Below are 17,517 nucleotides of genomic sequence, written 5' to 3'. Positions count from 1 at the left end.
TCGCAATGCACTATATCTCCACCCGTGGGCAGGCGCCGATTCTGTCTTTCAGCGAAGCGATGATGACCGGGCTGGCCCGCGATGGCGGGCTGTATGTGCCCGAAACGGTGCCGCAGATGCGCCCGGACGAGATCGCGGCGCTGGCGAGCCTGCCCTATGAGGAGATCGCGTTCCGCGTGATGTGGCCCTATCTGGGCGGCACCTTCACCGAGGCGGAGTTCCGCACGCTGCTTGCGCAGGCCTATGCCGGGTTTGGCCATGCGGCGCGGGCGCCCTTGGTGCAGCTTGGCCCCAACCATTTCCTGCTGGAGCTGTTCCACGGGCCGACGCTGGCCTTCAAGGATTTCGCCATGCAGCTCATCGGGCAGATGATGCAGGCGGCGCTGGCGAAATCGGGCGAGCGGATCACCATTGTCGGCGCGACCTCGGGCGATACCGGGTCGGCGGCGATCGAGGCGTTTCGCGGGCTGGCGAATGTGGATGTGTTCATCCTGTTCCCGCATGGCCGGGTGTCCGATGTGCAGCGCCGCCAGATGACCACGCCGTCCGAGGCGAATGTTCATGCGCTGGCGATGGATGGCGATTTCGACGATTGTCAGGCCCGTGTGAAGGACATGTTCAACGATTTCGCCTTCCGCGATGGCGTGCGGCTGGCGGGGGTGAACAGCATCAATTGGGCGCGGGTGCTGGCGCAGGTGGTTTACTACTTCTCCAGCGCCGTGTCGCTGGGGGCGCCGCATCGGGAAGTCAGCTTCACCGTGCCGACCGGCAATTTCGGCGACATCTTCGCGGGCTATATCGCCCGTCAGATGGGCCTGCCGATTGCGCAACTGGTGATCGCCACCAACCAGAACGACATTCTGGACCGGGCGATGAAATCGGGTGCCTATGCGATGGACGGGGTGAAGCCGTCGATCTCGCCTTCGATGGATATTCAGGTCAGTTCCAACTTTGAACGCGTGCTGTTCGATGCTTACGGGCGCGACGGGGCGGCGGTGGCCGCGCTGATGGCGGAACTGAAGGCGGGCGGGTTCAAGATCAGCCAGGGCGCGCTGGAAATGCTGCGCGCCACTTTCGCCTCGGGCCGCTGTTCCGAGGAGGAGACTCTGGCCACCATCCAGGCGCAGTTTGCTGCAACGGGCGAGGTGCTGTGCCCGCATAGTGCCGTGGGCGTGAAGGTGGCGGAGGAGCATCTGGGCGCGGTGCCGATGATCACGCTGGCCACGGCGCACCCGGCGAAATTCCCTGATGCGGTGGAACGCGCCGTGGGCCTGCGCCCCGGACTGCCGCCGCGCATGTCTGACCTGTTCGACCGGGACGAGCGCGTGACACGCGTGCCCAATGACCTGGCCGCGCTGCAAACCCTCATCCGCGAAAGGATCGCGCGTTGACCCTGAAGATCGCTACCCTGCCCAACGGCTTTCGCATCGTGACCGAGGACATGCCGGGGCTGAAATCCGCCTCTGTCGGGATCTGGGTCACGGCGGGCGGGCGCCACGAGCGGATCGAGCAGAACGGCATCGCGCATTTCCTGGAACATATGGCGTTCAAGGGCACGGCGAAGCGCACATCGCTGCAGATCGCGGAAGAGATCGAGGATGTGGGCGGCTATATCAACGCCTATACCTCGAAAGAGATGACCGCCTATTATGCGCGGGTGCTGAGCGCGGATGTGGCGCTGGCACTGGATGTGATTTCCGACATCGTGCTGAACCCGGTGTTCGATCCGAAAGAGATCGAGACGGAGCGCCATGTGATCCTGCAGGAAATCGGGCAGGCGCTGGATACGCCCGACGACATCATTTTCGACTGGTTGCAGGAAGTCAGCTACCCCGATCAGCCGTTTGGCCGCACCATTCTGGGGCTGGAAGAGCGGGTGGCGAATTTCACCCGCGACGATCTGGTGCAGTTCGTGCGCGAACATTACGGGCCGGATCAGATGATCCTGTCAGCCTCGGGCGGGGTGGACCATGAGGCCATCGTGGCGCAGGCGACGGCGATCTTCGGCGGGCTGACCCCGGTTGGCGCGCCGAATGTCGAACTCGCCCGCTTTGGCGGCGCCGAACGGCGCGAGGTCAAGGATCTGGAACAGGTGCATTTCGCCCTGTCCTTCGAGGCGCCGGGCTATCGGCACCCCGATGTCTATACTGCGCAGGTCTATGCGACGGTGATGGGCGGCGGCATGTCCTCGCGGCTGTTCCAGAAGATCCGCGAGGAGCGGGGGCTGTGCTATTCGATCTTCGCGCAATCGGGCGCCTATGAGGATACCGGCTCGATCACCGTCTATGCGGGCACCAGCGCCGCCGAAATCGGCGATCTGACACACCTGACCATTTCCGAGCTGAAACGCGCCGCCGATGACATGACCGAGGCCGAGGTGGCCCGCGCGCGGGCACAGTTGAAGGCCGGGCTGCTGATGGGGCTTGAAAGCCCCTCGTCGCGGGCCGAACGCAATGCCCGGCTGCTGGCGATCTGGGGCCGGGTGCCCGATGTGGACGAGGCGGTGGCCAAGATCGACGCGGTCAGCACGGCGGATGTGCGCCGCTATGCGGGCGAGCTTTGCGCTGCACCGGCGGCTCTGGCGCTGTATGGCCCGGTATCGGATGCGCCGGGGCTGGAGGCAATCCGGAAAGGTCTGGCCGCCTGATGTTTGGCTTGCGCCGCAAGGTCCGCATCGAGACGGAGCGGTTGACGCTGCGGCCACCGGAACATGGCGATTACCGGGACTGGTCGCGGCTGCGGGCGGACAGTGCCGCCTTTCTCAGCCCGTGGGAGCCGGTCTGGGCGCCCGATCACCTGACGCGCAAGGCGTTTACCAACCGGGTCTACTGGGCGCGGCGGGCGATGGCGCAGGGCACGGCGCTGCCGGTGATGCTGATCCGGCGCGAGGATCAGGCGCTGCTGGGCGCGATCACGCTGGACAATATCCGCCGTGGCCCGGTGCAGGCGGGGACGCTGGGCTACTGGATCGGCCAGCCCCATGCGCGGCAGGGCTATATGCGCGAGGCGATTCTGGCGCTGGTGCATCACGCCTTCACCGTGCTGGACCTGAGCCGGATCGAGGCGGCCTGCCTGCCGGAAAACCTGCCCTCGCGCGGGGTGCTGGAACGGACCGGCTTCAAATATGAAGGTGTGGCGCAAAGTTATCTGCAGATCGCAGGCCGCTGGCGCAACCATGTGCTTTACGCCAACCTGCGTTCGGATCGGCGCGGGCGCACGGATGCGGGCTGAGCCGGTCCAGTCACAAGAGGTGCCGATGCTGACCCCCGCCGATGCCGATTTCCTGAACCGTCTGCCGCAAGCCGTGTTGCGCGCCGTACGCCCCGCCGATGTCGAAGAGCCGCGCGGGCGCTGGACGGGGCAGGGGGCGGCGGTCGCCTGCCCGCGCAATGCCGCCGAGGTGGCCGAGGTGATCCGCGCCTGTGCCGCCGCCCGCGTGGGCGTGGTGCCGCTGGGCGGCGGCACCGGGCTGGTCGGCGGGCAGGTGATGACCGAAGGCCCGATGCCCCTGTTGCTGTCGCTGGAGCGGATGCGGGCGATCCGCGCGGTCTATCCGGAAGAAAACGTGCTGGTGGCCGAGGCAGGGTGCACGCTGGCCGAGGTGCAGGCGGCGGCGGCACAGGCGGGGCGGCTGTTCCCGCTGCACATCGCCTCGCAGGGCACGGCGCGGATCGGCGGGGTGCTGTCCACCAATGCGGGCGGGGTGAATGTGCTGCGCTATGGCAATGCGCGCGACCTCTGTCTGGGGGTGGAGGCAGTGCTGGCCGATGGATCGGTGCTGCAGGGCCTCAAGCGGCTGCGCAAGGACAATACCGGCTATGACCTGCGCAACCTGCTGATCGGGGCCGAGGGCAGCCTTGGCATCCTGACGGCGGCCAGCCTGAAGCTGTTCCCCCAGCCCGGCGCCGAAGGGGCGGCCTTCCTCGTGGTGCCCGGTCCGGACGCGGCGCTGCACCTGCTGGCGCTGACCCAAAGCCTCTTCCCCGGCATGGTGTCGGCCTTCGAGCTGATCCACCGCCAGGGCCTCGATTTCCTCAGCGAAACCATGCCCGAGGTGCGCCAGCCCTTCGCCCCCGCGCCCGGTTGGATGGTGCTGGTCGAACTGGGCCTGCCCGCCGGGATGGACCCTGCCGCGGCGCTGGCCGATCTGGCCGTGGCGGCGGGCGATCTGGTGACGGATGGGGTGATCGCCCAATCCGACAGCCAGCGCGCCGGTTTCTGGGCGCTGCGCGAGGCCATCCCCGCCGCGAACCGCCGCATCGGCGCGGTGTCGTCGCATGACATTTCGCTGCCTTTGTCGGAAATCCCGGGCTTCCTCTCCGAAGCCGGCCCGGCGCTGGCGCAGATCGACCGTTTCCGCATCAACTGCTTCGGCCATCTGGGCGACGGCAACCTGCATTACAACGTCTTCCCGTGCCCCGGCCACAGCCGTCAGGATCACGAACACCAGCGCGAGGCGGTAAAGCGCTGCATCCATGATCTGGTTCATGCGCGCGGCGGCTCGGTCAGCGCCGAACATGGCGTGGGCCGCCTGAAGGTCGGCGATCTGGAACGCTATGGCGACCCGGCCAAACTCGCCGCCATGCGTGCGATCAAAACGGCGCTGGACCCGCAGGGCATCCTGAACCCCGGTGCGGTGCTGCGCGCCTGACCCATCCTTTTCACCTTGGTCCAAATACTCAAAATCAACGCCCCCGCCACAGCAACGCCCGGCAAGCGCGACGCCCGTGCCGCCTGCCATGGCAATCGGCCTGAGGGGGCTCGATGCCCCCGAAGGCCGGGCCCGCAAAGAAGAACCCCGCCGGTTGGGGCCGGCGGGGTGGGGTTAGGGTTGGGTGTGTTTGCAAGCAGCGCCCGGACCGGGGTGGGTAAGCCCCGGCTGACCCCTCTGTAGCCCGAGTCGGGTTAACAATCGGTTACCATGATCGGCAGACAGGTCGCGCTCACGGTGCCAGCACCCGCCCGGCCACGGCATCCAGCCGCGCCAGCAGGGCCGGGTCGCGCCGCTCGGGCGCGGTCATCAGCGCGTGATCCAGCGCGCGGTCGCAGCCACAGGGGCAGGGCGCGCGCGCAGGCCCCAGCAGGCCGGGCAGCGCCGCGATCATCGCCTTGGCAGTGCCCGCATTGGCGGTCAGCACCGCGATCACCTGCGCCACATCCACCGCGCCATGGCCGTCGTGCCAGCAATCGTAATCCGTCACCATGGCGACCGAGGCGTAGCACAGCTCTGCCTCGCGGGCGAGCCGCGCCTCGGGCATCGCCGTCATGCCGATCACATCGCAGCCCCAACTGCGATAGAGCCGCGATTCCGCGCGGGTGGAAAACTGCGGCCCCTCCATCGCCAGATAGGTGCCGCCCTCATGCACCGTGGCCCCACCGGCCCGCAGCGCCTGCGTGCAGGCGGCAGACAAGGCCGCGCAGGTCGGATCGGCAAGGCTGACATGCGCCACGCAGCCGGTGCCGAAGAACGACCCGGCCCGCCCGCTGGTGCGGTCGATGAACTGGTCCAGCACCACCATGTCACCGGGGCGAAAATCCGCGCGCAGCGAACCGACGGCAGAGACGGCAATCACCTCGGTGCAGCCCAGCCGTTTCAGCGCGTCGATATTGGCGCGGAACGGCACCGAGGCCGGGCTATGCACATGGCCGCGCCCATGGCGGGGCAGAAATGCCATCTCCACCCCCGCCAGCCGCCCGGTGAGGATCTCGTCCGAGGGTGCGCCCCAGGGCGTATCGACCCGCCGCCACTGTGCCCCGTCCAGCCCGCTGATCTGATAGACCCCGGACCCGCCGATCACCCCGATCCTGCGCTGCATCACCGCCCTCCTGTTTGCGGCAAGATTAGCGGCTCGCCGCGCTGCCGCAAGCAACAAGCCGCCCGCGGACATTCCGCCTTTTCCCTGTCACCCTTGCATGTTACCCGGCGAACCGAATGATTCCTCCGGGCAAGGCCTGCCCGGCGGGCGGCAAGTCACGGTCGGGGCGCGCGATGTATCAGCTCGAAGAGGAAACCGAGGCCGACTGGTGGGAGGTCGAGGCGCTGTATGACCTGTGCTTTGCACCGGGGCGCACGGCGCTGTCGTCCTACCGGCTGCGCGACGGGGTGGCGACGGTGGCGCCGCTGTGCCTGGTGCTGCGCGACGAGACCGGCACACTGGCCGCCGCGATCCGCTATTGGCCTGCCGAGGTGGGCGACCATGACGTGCTGCTGCTGGGCCCGGTGGCGGTACACCCGACCCGGCAGGGCGAGGGGCTGGGCGGGTTGCTGATCTATGAAAGCCTCGCTGAAGCCCGCCGTCTGGGCTGGGAGCGGGTCATGCTGGTGGGCGATGCCCCCTATTACGCGCGTTTCGGCTTTCGCAAGCTGGAGGGCGTGGTGATGCCGCCGCCCACCAACCCCGACCGCGTGCTGGGGCTGGATCTGGTGCGCGGCGCGTGGAACGGCGTGACAGGGCCGGTGACGCGCGCCCGCGCCTGATCTGCGCTATTGAAGCCGCGCGCCCCCGCCCTTACCTTGCAGGCCATGAGCGATGATGCCCCCCTGCCGGCCCTGCCGCGCGACCCTTTCCCCGAAGTTGAAATCGCCCTGCTGGCGAAACGCGCCCGGCGGGGCGGTGGGCCGCTGATTTCCCTGCTCAACAAGCTGGGCGGCTCGCTGGAAAGCCGCCTTGCGCTGCTGCCCGAAGGGTTGCGCCGCCAGATCGACGCGGCGACCCTTGCCACGCTGGACCGGGCTTTTGCCGCCACCGCCCTTGGCCGCCATGCCCCCGATCTTGGCCCGGCGGGCGCGCCGCTGGCCGCCGCCCTGTCAGGGGCTGCGGGCGGCGCCGGCGGCATCTTCACCTCGCTGGCCGAATTGCCGCTGACCATCACGCTGATCCTCAACGCCATTCGCGGTGCCGCCGAGGCCGAAGGGTTTGACGCGACCGAGCCTTGGGTCCGGGCCGAAATCCTGCGCGTTTTCGCCTCGGGCAGCCCCGCTGCGGGGGATGACGGCATCGACACCGCCTTCATCGGCGCCCGGCTGGCACTGAGCGGGCCTGCGCTGCAAAAGCTCATCGCCAGCCTTGCGCCAAAGATTGCCGCCGCGCTGAGCCAGAAACTCGCCGCACAGGCGGTGCCTGTGCTGGGCGCGCTGTCGGGGGCCGCGCTGAACGCGGCCTTCCTCAACCACTACCGTGAACTGGCGCGCATCCGCTTTGCGCTGCTGCGATTGGCCCGCGACCATGACCCCGACCGGGTGCAACGCCGCTTTGCCGAGGCACTGGCCGTCCGCCCGCTGCTGCGCGCCGACTGATCCCTTTCATCCTGGCAAAAATACTCCGGGGGAGGCGCCGCAGGCGACGGGGGCAGCGCCCCCTCTTTCTGCATCCGCCTATTCCGGCAGGGTGGCCAGCCACTCCATCAGCGCGGGTCGCGCCGTCTCGGCGCCTTGCCGCCTTGCTGACTCGATCACCGCGCGGGCCTCGCGCAGATCCACCTGCCGCAACAGCGCCTTTACCGGGCCAATCGAGGCGGGGCGCATCGACAGCGTGCGCACGCCCAGCGCGGCAAAGCACAGCGCCTCCACCGGGCGTCCGGCATCTTCGCCGCAATAGGACAGCGCGGTGCCGCTTTCGTCGCAGCGCGCCACGATCTGCTCCAGAAAGCCCAGAAAGCTGAGGTTCAGCGTGTCATACCGCTTGCGCACCCGTTCGTTTTCACGGTCCGCCGCGAAGAAAAACTGCTTGAGGTCATTGCCCCCGACCGAGATGAAATCGGCCTGATCGAAAAACGCGCGCGGCGCGAAGGCAAGGCTTGGTGTTTCCAGCATGGCACCGATGCGCAATTCGGCGGGCACCACGCGGCCAAGGGCCGCCTCGCGGTCACGCTGGCGCAGCAGCTCTTCCCGTGCGGCGGCAAATTCGCTGTATTCCGAGATGAAGGGGAACATCACCTTCAGTGACCGCCCTGCTGCCGCCCGGATCAGCGCCTGCAATTGCATCCGCAGCACGCCGCGCTTGTCCAGCCCGACGCGGATCGCGCGCCAGCCCATCGCGGGGTTCGGCTCGTCCTGCGGCTTCATGTAGGGCAGCACCTTGTCGGACCCGATGTCCAGCGTGCGGAAGGCCACGGGGCGGCCCTTTGCGGCATCCATCACCCGGGCGTAAAGCTTGGCCAGCTCGTCGCGTTTGGGCATCTGGTTGCGCACGAGGAATTGCAATTCGGTGCGGAACAGGCCCACGCCTTCGGCCCCCGAGCTTTCGATCGAGGGCAGATCGGCCATCAGCCCGGCATTCATCAGCAGCCGGGTGGTGGTGCCGCATTTCGATTGCGCAGGCAGGGTGCGCAGGCTGGCATAGCGCTCCTGCGCCTTGGCCTGCATCGCCATCTTGTCGCGGAAACTGCGGGCCACGGTGTCGTCGGGGCGCAGATGCACGAGGCCCGTGTCGCCATCGACAAGGATGTGATCGCCGTTCAGCGCCTCGCCCTGAATCCGTTCGGCATGGATCACCAGCGGGATCGCCAGCGCCCGTGCCACGATTGCGGCATGGCTGCCGACCGAGCCTTCCTCCAGCACCACGCCCTTCAGCTTGCGCCCGTATTCCAGCAATTCAGCCGGGCCGATATTGCGGGCCACGAGGATCGGGTCGTCGGGCAGGGTGGCGCCGGTATCGCTGCCCTGCCCGGTGAGGATGCGCAGCAGGCGGTTCGACAGGTCGTCCAGATCGTTCAGCCGTTCGCGCAGATAGGCGTCGGGCACCTGTTCCATGCGGGCGCGCGCCGCCGATTGTTCCTTTTCCACCGCCGCTTCGGCGGACAGGCCGCGCGCGATGTCTTCCTCCATCCGTTTCAGCCAGCCGCGCGAATTGGCGAACATGCGGTAGGCATCCAGCACCTGCCGCTGTTCCTTGTCCAGACTTTCGGCGCTGAGCAGATCGTCGATCGACACGCGCAACTGGCCCACCGCCTCGCGGATGCGGTCGATTTCGGTCAGCGGGTCGTCGGCGACGGGGTTGGTGACCACCACGCGCGGTTCGTGCAGCCAGACATGGCCTTCGGCGGCACCTTCCTGCCCAGTGGCGCCGCGGAACAGCTTGGGTTGTTTGTGCAGCGCCGTCATCGCGTCGCCATCGCCAAGGAAGGCACCGAGTTCGGTCATCTCGGCCACCACCATGGCCACGACTTCCAGCGCATAAACCTCGTCATCCGAGAATTGCCGCGCGGTTTTCGACTGCACAACCAGCACGCCCAGCCGTTCGCCCACCCGCTGGATCGGCACGCCGAGGAACGAGGAATAAATTTCCTCCCCGGTTTCAGGCATGTAGCGGAAGCCCTTTTCCGCCGGGGCATCGGCGGTATTCACCGGCGTGGCGGTGCGGGCGACGCGGCCCACCAGCCCTTCGCCCAGCTTCATGCGTGTCTGGTGGACGGCCTCTTTCTTCAGCCCCTCGGTCGCGCAGAGTTCCAGCGTGTCGCTGTCGCGGAACAGGTAGATCGAGCAGACTTCGGTGCGCATGGAATCGGCGATCAGATGGGTGATCCGGTCCAGCCGGTCCTGCCCCTTGCCCTGCAGCGCCAGACTGTCGCGCAAGCGCCTGAGCAGTTTGCGGCTGTCACTTTCGCTGCGTTCGGTCATCTCGCTTCCAGTATCCCGTCCCGTCGTTTGCCGGCAGCTTCCTTAGATCATATGTCGCGCGGAAACGGAACGGGGTCGCGCGGGTTGTGGTGTCGCGCTGGCATGGCGTCGCCGAAGGAACGGGCAGAGCGGTGGCGATACGGACAAGAGAAAGGCCGCCCACGCATCGCTGCGGGGCGGCCCGATATGGCAAACAGCCTGAATTCAGGCAGATTTTTCCAGCTCGAACGCGTCGTGCAGCGCCTGCACGGCCAGTTCCATGTATTTGCGGTCAATCAGCACCGAGATCTTGATTTCGGAGGTGGCGATGACCTTGATGTTCACATTCTCGGCGGCCAGCGCCTTGAACATGGTGGCGGCGACGCCGGCATGGCTGCGCATCCCGATGCCCACGACCGAAACCTTGGCGACATCGCTGTCCACCACCAGTTCGTCATATTTGATCAGGCCTGCGGCCTTGGCATCTTCCATCGCCTTCTGCGCGCGCGCGACCTGATTGATCGGGCAAGAGAAGGTCATGTCGGTCACCGCGCCGGGGTGATCTTCATAGTCTTTTTCCGAGATGTTCTGAACGATCATATCCACGTTCACCCCCGCTTCGGACAGCGGGCCGAAGATCGCGGCGGCGATGCCGGGGCGGTCTTCGACGGTGACGAGGGTGATCTTCGCTTCATCGCGCGAATAGGCCACGCCAGAGACGACTTTCGATTCCATGATTTCCTCCTCGTCGCAGACCAGGGTTCCAGAAGTTTCGTCGGTATCCTCGAACGAGGACAGCACGCGCAGACGCACCTTGTAGCGCATCGCCAGCTCGACCGAGCGGGTCTGCAGCACCTTGGCGCCGAGGGAAGCCAGTTCCAGCATCTCCTCGAAGGCGATCTTTTCCAGCTTGCGGGCTTTGGAGGTGATGCGCGGGTCGGTGGTATAGACGCCATCCACATCAGTATAGATGTCGCAGCGTTCGGCGCCAAAGGCGGCGGCGAAGGCGACGGCGGTGGTGTCGGAACCGCCCCGGCCCAGCGTGGTGATCCGGCCTTCATGGCTGACGCCCTGAAAACCCGCGACAACCGCGACCTTGAAGCCTTCGGCGAATTTCGCGTCGATATTGTCGCGCGGAATCGACACGAAACGGGCCGAGCTATGGGCGGAGGTGGTGTTGATCGGCACCTGCCAACCCTGCCAGCTGCGCGCCGGAACGCCCATTTCCTGCAGGCGCAGCGCCATCAGGCCGGCGGTCACATTCTCGCCGCTGGAGACAACCGCGTCATATTCGCGGGCGTCATACAGTTTCGACGTGCCTTCGACCCAGCCGACCAGTTCATTGGTCTTGCCGGACATGGCCGAGACGATGACGATCACGTCATAGCCGCGCTCGACCTCTTTCTGCACTTTCTTCGCGGCGTTTTCGATCCGCGCGATATCGGCCACCGAGGTGCCGCCGAATTTCATCACCAGAAGCGGCATGGCCACCCCCCGTTCCTGCCATTGCAAACGGGGGCTACATAACAGAAGCCGGGGGGGGCGCAAGCACTAGCAGGTCGCAAGGCGCCGATCAGTCCAGCCGGTAGTTTTGCGGCAGAAGGGGCGGGGGGGCGGTTTCGTCCAGATGCGGCGCCAGCGAGATTTCCACGGCGCGGCAAATGGCATCCAGCGGCAGGGCATTGGCCGTCTGGCCGAAGGGATGGGCCAATTCCTCGGTGACTTCGGCCAGACCGAAGAAGGAATACCCGACAATGGCGGTAAAGACCGGCGTCAGCCAGCCTGCGGTTTCCAGCAGGGCCAGCGGCAGCAGCAGGCAGTAGATCCAGCTCGTGCGGAAGATCAGCAGCGAATAGACATAGGGCAGCGGTGTCAGCTTGATCCGCTCGCAGCTGGCTTGGGCAAGGCTGATCGCGGCCATGCGGGCCGAAAGGGTCTGCGCGCCAAAGCCGCTGAGCGTGCCTGCGCGATAGGCCTCGGCCAGAGCCGCGTTCATTTCGGTCAGCGCGGCATCGGGCTGGGTGGCGGTCAGGTGTGCGGCGTTGCGCTGGCGCAGTGCTGCCTCGTCCAGCGCGATGCCACGCAAGGCACAGCGATGCAGGTGCAGAAAGGCGCGGAAGCGGCGCAGCAGCAACTGGCGCGTGGCGGGATCGGGCAGGAACAGTTCGGCCTCGCGCGCCAAAGCCCGCGCATCGGCAACCAGCGCGCCCCAGAGTTTGCGCGCCTCCCACCAGCGGTCATAGGCGGCGTTGTTGCGAAAGCCCAGAAACAGCGACAGGGCCACGCCGAACATGGCGAAGGGCTGACTGTTCAGATGCGGCAGCTGGCTGATATGACGATCCCACAGCACCAGCGCCACCGATAGGCTGATCATAATCATCAGCGCAGGTGCGATATGCGGCAGGACAGAGCCACGCACGGCAAACAGCAGGTGCAGCGCGTTCGGCTTGTCACGGACGATCATGGCGGGGTTCCCGGTGGATTTGGACGGACTGCCTTCCTAGGGCGGGGCGGGGACACACCGCAAGGGGGCAGGTGGCTGAGACAAGATGACGCCGTGCCGCCACGGCGTCTGACACATAGCTGTCGTGTTGGCCTGCTAGCGGCCAAAGGGGCGGCGGACGGTCGCGGGGTGCGGCAATGGGGGCGAGGGCGGTGGACCAAGCGGGCGAAAGCGGGCAGGCTGGGGTTGGGCGCGACATCTGGCAACCGGGGGCTGATGTGACCATGGCGGCGGGCCAGAGAGTGGCCGTCACGGCGCTGCTGCGTGATCTGATCGCGCTGCGCTGCGATATGGATCTGCAGGCCGACCGCCGCATGGCGGCCTGGGCGCCGATGTTGCAACGGGCCGAGTTCGGCGCCTCGGCCCGCAATCTGGCGGATTGGCTGGCTCTGCGCGGGGCCGATCTGGCCGATCTGCAGGACCGGCTGGCGCAACTGGGGCTTTCGACGCTGGGCAGGCTCGACGGGCATGTGCGCCCTTCGGTCGATGCGGTGATCGCGGTGCTGGCGGCCCTGACGGGGGCCGCCCCCGCCAACTTTCCCGATCCGGCGACGATTTCAGGCGGCGACGCCGTGCTGGAGGCGCGTCGGGATGCGCTGTTCGGGGGGGGCTCCACAGGTCCGGGCACGCGGATCATGGTCACTCTGCCGGGGGTGGCGGCGGATCTGCCGGATCTGGTGCTGCAGATGGCGCAGCAGGGGGCGGATTGTTTCCGTATCAACTGTGCCCATGACACGTCCGAGATGTGGGCGGCGATGATCCACCATATCCGCGCGGCGGAGGCGGTGCTGGGGCGGCGGCTGCCGGTGTCGATGGATCTGGGCGGGCCGAAGTTTCGCATCCAGAAACTGCACGGCGACGAGAAAGAACGGCTGGGCGAGGGCGACACCTTCCTGATCCTGCAGGCGGGGGCCAAGGCGCCACGCGGCGAACTGGCGCTGCGGCTGAGCCATCCTGCGCTGGCGGAGGCGCTGGTCGTGGGCAGCGAAGTGTCGATCGACGACGGCAAGCTGCGCGCCCGGGTGCAACATGTGGCCGAAGGCATCGCGCGGCTGAAGGTGACGCAGGCCCCCGAAAAGGGGATGCGGCTGAAGGTGGAAAAGGGCGTGAACCTGCCCGGCGCGCATCTGGATGTGCCCGCGCTGACCGACGAGGATCGCGCGGCGCTGGATTTCGTGCTGCCCCATGCCGATATCGTGGCCTATTCCTTTGTGCAGACGGTGGCCGATGTCGAAACCCTGCTGGCAGAAATGGCGGTGCGCTGCGACGGTGCGCCGCTGCCCGCGCTGCTCTTGAAGATCGAGACTCCGCTGGCGCTGCGCAACCTGCCCGATCTGATCGTGGCGGCAGGCGGGCGGGTGCCGGTGGCGGTGATGATCGCGCGCGGCGATCTGGCGGTGGAAATCGGCTTTGACCGGCTGTCGGAGATTCAGGAGGAAATCCTGTGGCTGTGCGAGGCAGCACAGGTGCCGGTGGTCTGGGCGACACAGGTGCTGGAGACGCTGGTGAAAGAGGGGCAGGCCACGCGGGCCGAGGTCACCGATGCCGCGATGAGCCAGCGCGCCGAGGCGGTGATGCTGAACAAAGGCCCCCATGCGGTAAAGGCCGTGGCCTTCCTGCGCGGCGTGCTGGGGCGGATGGAGCGCCACCAGCACAAGAAACGCGCGCGGCTTGGCCCGCTGGGCCTGTGGCGGCAGGGGTGAGGCGGATCAGAACAGGAAATCCGCCGCGGTCAGCACGGGGCGGTTGGTGATCAGCATGGCCCAATCGGCCAGACCGTCGCCGTTCACATCGCCTTCCAGCCGCCCGGTTGCCTGCACATAGCGCACCTGCCGCGCCAGCGATGTGAAAGCGCCGGACCCGATGAAGCTGCCGCCCGCGCCAAGTGCGCGCAGATCGAAATCATCGGTGCCCGCCACGAAATCGGTAATGAAATCCGGTGTCGCCGTCAGGCTTTCGCTGGCAGCGCTCAGCACGAAATCATCGGCGCCAGTGCCGCCCGTCAAGGTATCGCGACCCGAGCCCCCGAAGATACGGTCATCGCCCTCGCCGCCAATGATGCTGTCGCTGTCAGCGCCGCCGCCAAAAACCTCGTCATCGGCGCCTCCGATCAGCACATCATTGCCCGCCTCGCCGCTGATGCCCCCTTCGATCCGACCCTTGCGCCCATCGTAGCGGTCAGCTCCGCCACCAAGCCTCAGCTCACCCTCGATGAACCCACGGTTGACGACGGTATCAGAGCCATCGCCCATCTGGACCCGACCGGAAACCGTGCCGAAATTGCGCAGGATGTCGGCGCCCGTGCCGGTGAGGATCCCCTCGGCCACCGCTGACGCACCAGCCGCCGCCCCGATCATGCCGTAGTTGACGATGCGCGTGGTGGCATCGGTGACGATGCCCGCCACCCCGCCGCCGGTGATCGTGCCCTCGTTCCACAGCGCCAGCGTCACGTCGCTCAGCAAGAGCCCGGCCGTGTCGCCCGCGATGCTGCCGCTGTTGCGCAGCACCAGCGCGCCGGTGGCGCCTGTCAGTCCGAACCCGGCCTGCACCCCGACCTCGCCGGAAATCTCGCCACCATTCTCGATCCGGAAGGATGCGGTGTTGAGCAATACGCCGAATTCGGTGCCGCCGATGATCGTGCCGCTGTTGCGCAATACGCCCGAGCCGAAGACCGAGACACCCTTTTCGGTGCCCAGCATGTGCCCGGTGTTCAGGATATCCGCCGTGCCAAGCGCCGACAGCCCGGTCAGCCCCGAAGCCGTGCCGCGATTGACCACATGCAGGTCCGGCCCTTCGGCGACCAATGCGGTGAACACCGCCTCGACCGTGCCGGAATTGCGCAGGATGGCGCCCGAGGTGGACACGGCTTTCAGCCCGGTCTCGGCCATCACCGTGCCGCTGTTGCCGATCCGGGCCACGATGCTGCCGGTGGCGCTGATGCCGCCCGCCGCCGCCTGTACGGTGCCGGAATTATCGACCTGCACATTGGTGCCGTTGAGCGTGATCGCCGCCTCGGGGGCAGTGGTGCTGGGGGTCGTGGTGGCGGCAAGGCCGGTATTGTTGACCCGGATCTGGCCACCGCTGACCGAGATCGCATTCAGGCGCCCGATCAGGGTGCCGCTGTTGAAGATCTCGTTGCTGGAGAGCGTGGTCGGGGCGTCATCGGTGATGCGGATCGCATCGCGCGCGGTGATCGTGCCGGTGTTGGTGATCGTGTTGAAGGCGCCATGGGCATCAATCCCGATCGTGTTTGCGCTCAGGCTGCCGGAGTTTTCGATGATGCAGGAGCCGAGGCTCAGATCCATCCCGTTCCTGCCCGATTCAATCCGGCCCGCATTCACGATATGTGCAGACGACCCGCTCAACTCGATACTGTTGTCGGTGGTGGTGATTGTGCCGGTATTGAACAGGGTCAGCCCTTTGCCCGTGCTGCGCACCGCGCTTTCGGCCTGAATATCGCCATGCAGGCGGACCACCGTGCCGATGCTGGCCGAAAAGATCGCCGTGCCGCGCGTGCGGAGCAGCGAGTCTGCCCCGGTCTGCACGCTGTTCGCGCTGCTGGTGCCGATCAGGTTGATCAGGTTGGCATCATTCAGCCCGACAATCCGGCCATCCAGAAACAGCGACACGCCGCCATCGCCGCTGCTGGCAGCCTGAATGGCCGAGCCGGTGGTTGCAAGGATGGTGATCGAGGCAGTCGGGTCCATATAGACCACATCGTCGATCTGAACGGTGTAGGTGGAGCTGCTTGCCCCGGAAATCAGTTCGTTGGCCATGCTGCGGCTCCGGTCCTGGCTGGAATTGGCTGGGCGGAAAGCGGGAATGGCCGAACTGTGCGGGGGAAACCACCGTCGCGCAAGCATGGTGTTGCGCGACGGGCGATCAGGGGGCGCTTACAGCGCGCGCCAGCCGATGTCGCGGCGGCAGAACCCTTCGGGCCAGTCGATCGCATCGACCATGGCATAGGCGCGGGCCTGCGCCTCGGCCAGACTGTCGCCGCGCGCGGTAACGTTCAGCACCCGCCCGCCGGTGGCGAGGATCGCGCCGTCCTTCGCCGCCGTTCCGGCATGGAACACCATGTTGCGGCTGTCTTCGGGCAGGGCGTCGAGGCCCTTGATCTCGGTCCCCTTCACATAGGCGCCGGGATAGCCGCGCGCGGCCATGACCACCGTCACCGCATGGTCATCGGCCCAGTTGGCGCGCATTTCGCCCAGCCGCCCTTCGGCGCAGGCCTGCAGCAGGTCCAGCGCCTGCGCGCCCAGCCGCATCATCAGCACCTGACATTCCGGGTCGCCAAAGCGGCAGTTGTATTCGACAAGCCGCGAGCGCCCGTTCTCGATCATCAGCCCGGCATAGAGGACGCCCTGATAAGGCGTGCCGCGGCGCGACATTTCGCGGATGGTGGGCAGCACGATTTCATCCATCGCCTGCTGCGCGAGGGCATCGGTCAGCACCGGTGCGGGGGAATAGGCGCCCATGCCGCCGGTATTGGGGCCGGTGTCGCCGTCGCCCACCCGCTTGTGATCCTGTGCCGTGCCGATGGGCAGGGCGCTGACCCCATCGGTCAGGATGAAGAAGCTGGCCTCCTCGCCCTGCATGAATTCCTCGATCACCACCTCGGCGCCTGCCGCGCCAAACTCGCCGCCGAACATGTCGTCGATGGCGTCCAGCGCCTCGGCCTCGGTCATCGCCACGATCACGCCCTTGCCGGCGGCCAGACCATCGGCCTTGACCACGATGGGGGCGCCCTGCGCGCGGATGTAGTCCTTGGCAGGCGCGGCCTCGGTAAAGCGGGCATAGGCGGCGGTGGGCGCGGCGCAGGCGTCGCAGATTTCCTTGGTGAAGGCTTTGGAGGCTTCCAGCCGGGCCGCCTCGGCGCTGGGGCCGAAGGTCAGGATACCCGCGGCGCGGGTGGCATCGGCCACGCCCGCGGCCAAGGGCGCTTCGGGGCCGACGATCACGAAGTCAATGGCGTTTTCTTCGCAGAAGGTGACGACCGCCGCGCCGTCGAGAATGTCGAGGCTGGCACATTCGGCCAGTTGCGCGATGCCCGCATTGCCCGGCGCCACGATCAGCCGGTCGCATTTCGGGTTCTGCTGCACGGCCCATGCCAGCGCATGTTCGCGCCCGCCGCTGCCGAGAATGAGGATATTCATGCGCGCACCCCGCTTGGCCTGATGGTTGGGGGCGTCATAGGGGCGGGGCAGGTCTGTTGCAAGCGCGGGATGGTGAAAACCCCTTGTTAACCTGCGCCGGTGCAAGGTGAAGCAGAATCAGGTGAGGTACCGCGTGGTTGTTCTTTTGGCTGCTCTTGTCCTTCGTATCTTTGAGTGGATCATGTATGTGCACCTGGGTTTTGGCGCACCAAGGCGCCGCCTTGTGGGTGTGAACCGGATTACAGCCCGTCGGTACGCCG

13 protein-coding genes are annotated in these 17,517 nt (G+C 66.9%); 7 read left to right on the top strand and 6 right to left on the bottom strand.

The genetic code is table 11. The features are described 5' to 3' along the window. Window positions 1–5: 5 nt before the first annotated feature. From thrC to BMX43_RS06655, 4 genes are read left to right on the top strand one after another with little or no spacing between them, the layout of a single operon-like run. On the top strand, window positions 6–1,391 hold the full coding sequence (thrC, locus tag BMX43_RS06670; protein WP_091298825.1) for a threonine synthase: 1,386 nt from the start codon (window positions 6–8) through the stop codon (window positions 1,389–1,391). Then, complete coding sequence (locus BMX43_RS06665; protein ID WP_091298821.1) at window positions 1,388–2,647, top strand: M16 family metallopeptidase; 1,260 nt, start codon at window positions 1,388–1,390, stop codon at window positions 2,645–2,647. Before thrC ends, BMX43_RS06665 begins: the two co-directional genes overlap by 4 nt. Continuing rightward, window positions 2,647–3,231 carry a GNAT family N-acetyltransferase gene (locus BMX43_RS06660; protein WP_091298818.1) on the top strand — a complete coding sequence of 195 codons (585 nt, stop codon included), beginning with the start codon at window positions 2,647–2,649 and terminating at the stop codon, window positions 3,229–3,231. Before BMX43_RS06665 ends, BMX43_RS06660 begins: the two co-directional genes overlap by 1 nt. 25 nt (window positions 3,232–3,256) lie before the next feature. Further along, complete coding sequence (locus tag BMX43_RS06655; RefSeq protein ID WP_091298815.1) at window positions 3,257–4,651, top strand: FAD-binding oxidoreductase; 1,395 nt, start codon at window positions 3,257–3,259, stop codon at window positions 4,649–4,651. A gap of 292 nt (window positions 4,652–4,943) precedes the next feature. Here BMX43_RS06655 and BMX43_RS06650 read toward each other — a convergent pair whose 3' ends face one another. After that, window positions 4,944–5,816 carry an S-methyl-5'-thioadenosine phosphorylase gene (locus BMX43_RS06650; protein WP_091298812.1) on the bottom strand — a complete coding sequence of 291 codons (873 nt, stop codon included), beginning with the start codon at window positions 5,814–5,816 and terminating at the stop codon, window positions 4,944–4,946. Between the two features lie 173 nt (window positions 5,817–5,989). Here BMX43_RS06650 and BMX43_RS06645 point away from each other — a divergent pair, with 173 nt between their 5' ends. Then, entirely contained in the window at window positions 5,990–6,478 is a 489-nt protein-coding gene (locus tag BMX43_RS06645) for a GNAT family N-acetyltransferase (protein WP_091299158.1), read from the top strand. Window positions 6,479–6,523: 45 nt separating this feature from the next. Beyond that, entirely contained in the window at window positions 6,524–7,297 is a 774-nt protein-coding gene (locus tag BMX43_RS06640) for an EcsC family protein (RefSeq protein WP_091298808.1), read from the top strand. A gap of 78 nt (window positions 7,298–7,375) precedes the next feature. On the opposite strand, the gene ptsP is transcribed toward BMX43_RS06640, so the two are convergent. The 3 genes from ptsP to BMX43_RS06625 all read right to left on the bottom strand — a co-directional run bounded on the left by ptsP (window position 7,376) and on the right by BMX43_RS06625 (window position 12,062). Then, the gene (gene ptsP / locus BMX43_RS06635; protein ID WP_091298805.1) at window positions 7,376–9,619 is read right to left on the bottom strand and encodes a phosphoenolpyruvate--protein phosphotransferase; all 2,244 of its coding nucleotides are present in this window, start codon (window positions 9,617–9,619) and stop codon (window positions 7,376–7,378) included. Between the two features lie 204 nt (window positions 9,620–9,823). Continuing rightward, on the bottom strand, window positions 9,824–11,083 hold the full coding sequence (locus tag BMX43_RS06630; RefSeq protein ID WP_091298801.1) for an aspartate kinase: 1,260 nt from the start codon (window positions 11,081–11,083) through the stop codon (window positions 9,824–9,826). Window positions 11,084–11,171: 88 nt separating this feature from the next. Next, window positions 11,172–12,062, bottom strand: a complete 891-nt coding sequence (locus BMX43_RS06625) for a bestrophin family protein (protein WP_091298798.1) — start codon at window positions 12,060–12,062, stop codon at window positions 11,172–11,174. A 191-nt stretch (window positions 12,063–12,253) separates the two neighbouring features. Here BMX43_RS06625 and BMX43_RS06620 point away from each other — a divergent pair, with 191 nt between their 5' ends. Next, the gene (locus BMX43_RS06620) at window positions 12,254–13,804 is read left to right on the top strand and encodes a pyruvate kinase (RefSeq protein WP_245749393.1); all 1,551 of its coding nucleotides are present in this window, start codon (window positions 12,254–12,256) and stop codon (window positions 13,802–13,804) included. A gap of 6 nt (window positions 13,805–13,810) precedes the next feature. On the opposite strand, the gene BMX43_RS06615 is transcribed toward BMX43_RS06620, so the two are convergent. Together BMX43_RS06615 and purD are read right to left on the bottom strand one after the other, a co-directional pair. Next, complete coding sequence (locus BMX43_RS06615) at window positions 13,811–15,877, bottom strand: M10 family metallopeptidase C-terminal domain-containing protein (RefSeq protein WP_091298794.1); 2,067 nt, start codon at window positions 15,875–15,877, stop codon at window positions 13,811–13,813. A gap of 117 nt (window positions 15,878–15,994) precedes the next feature. Further along, window positions 15,995–17,257, bottom strand: a complete 1,263-nt coding sequence (gene purD, locus BMX43_RS06610; RefSeq protein ID WP_091298791.1) for a phosphoribosylamine--glycine ligase — start codon at window positions 17,255–17,257, stop codon at window positions 15,995–15,997. Window positions 17,258–17,517 lie beyond the last annotated feature (260 nt).

It is taken from the genome of Gemmobacter aquatilis (assembly GCF_900110025.1).
Lineage (GTDB): Bacteria > Pseudomonadota > Alphaproteobacteria > Rhodobacterales > Rhodobacteraceae > Gemmobacter > Gemmobacter aquatilis.
This window is presented reverse-complemented; position numbering and strand designations above follow the sequence as displayed.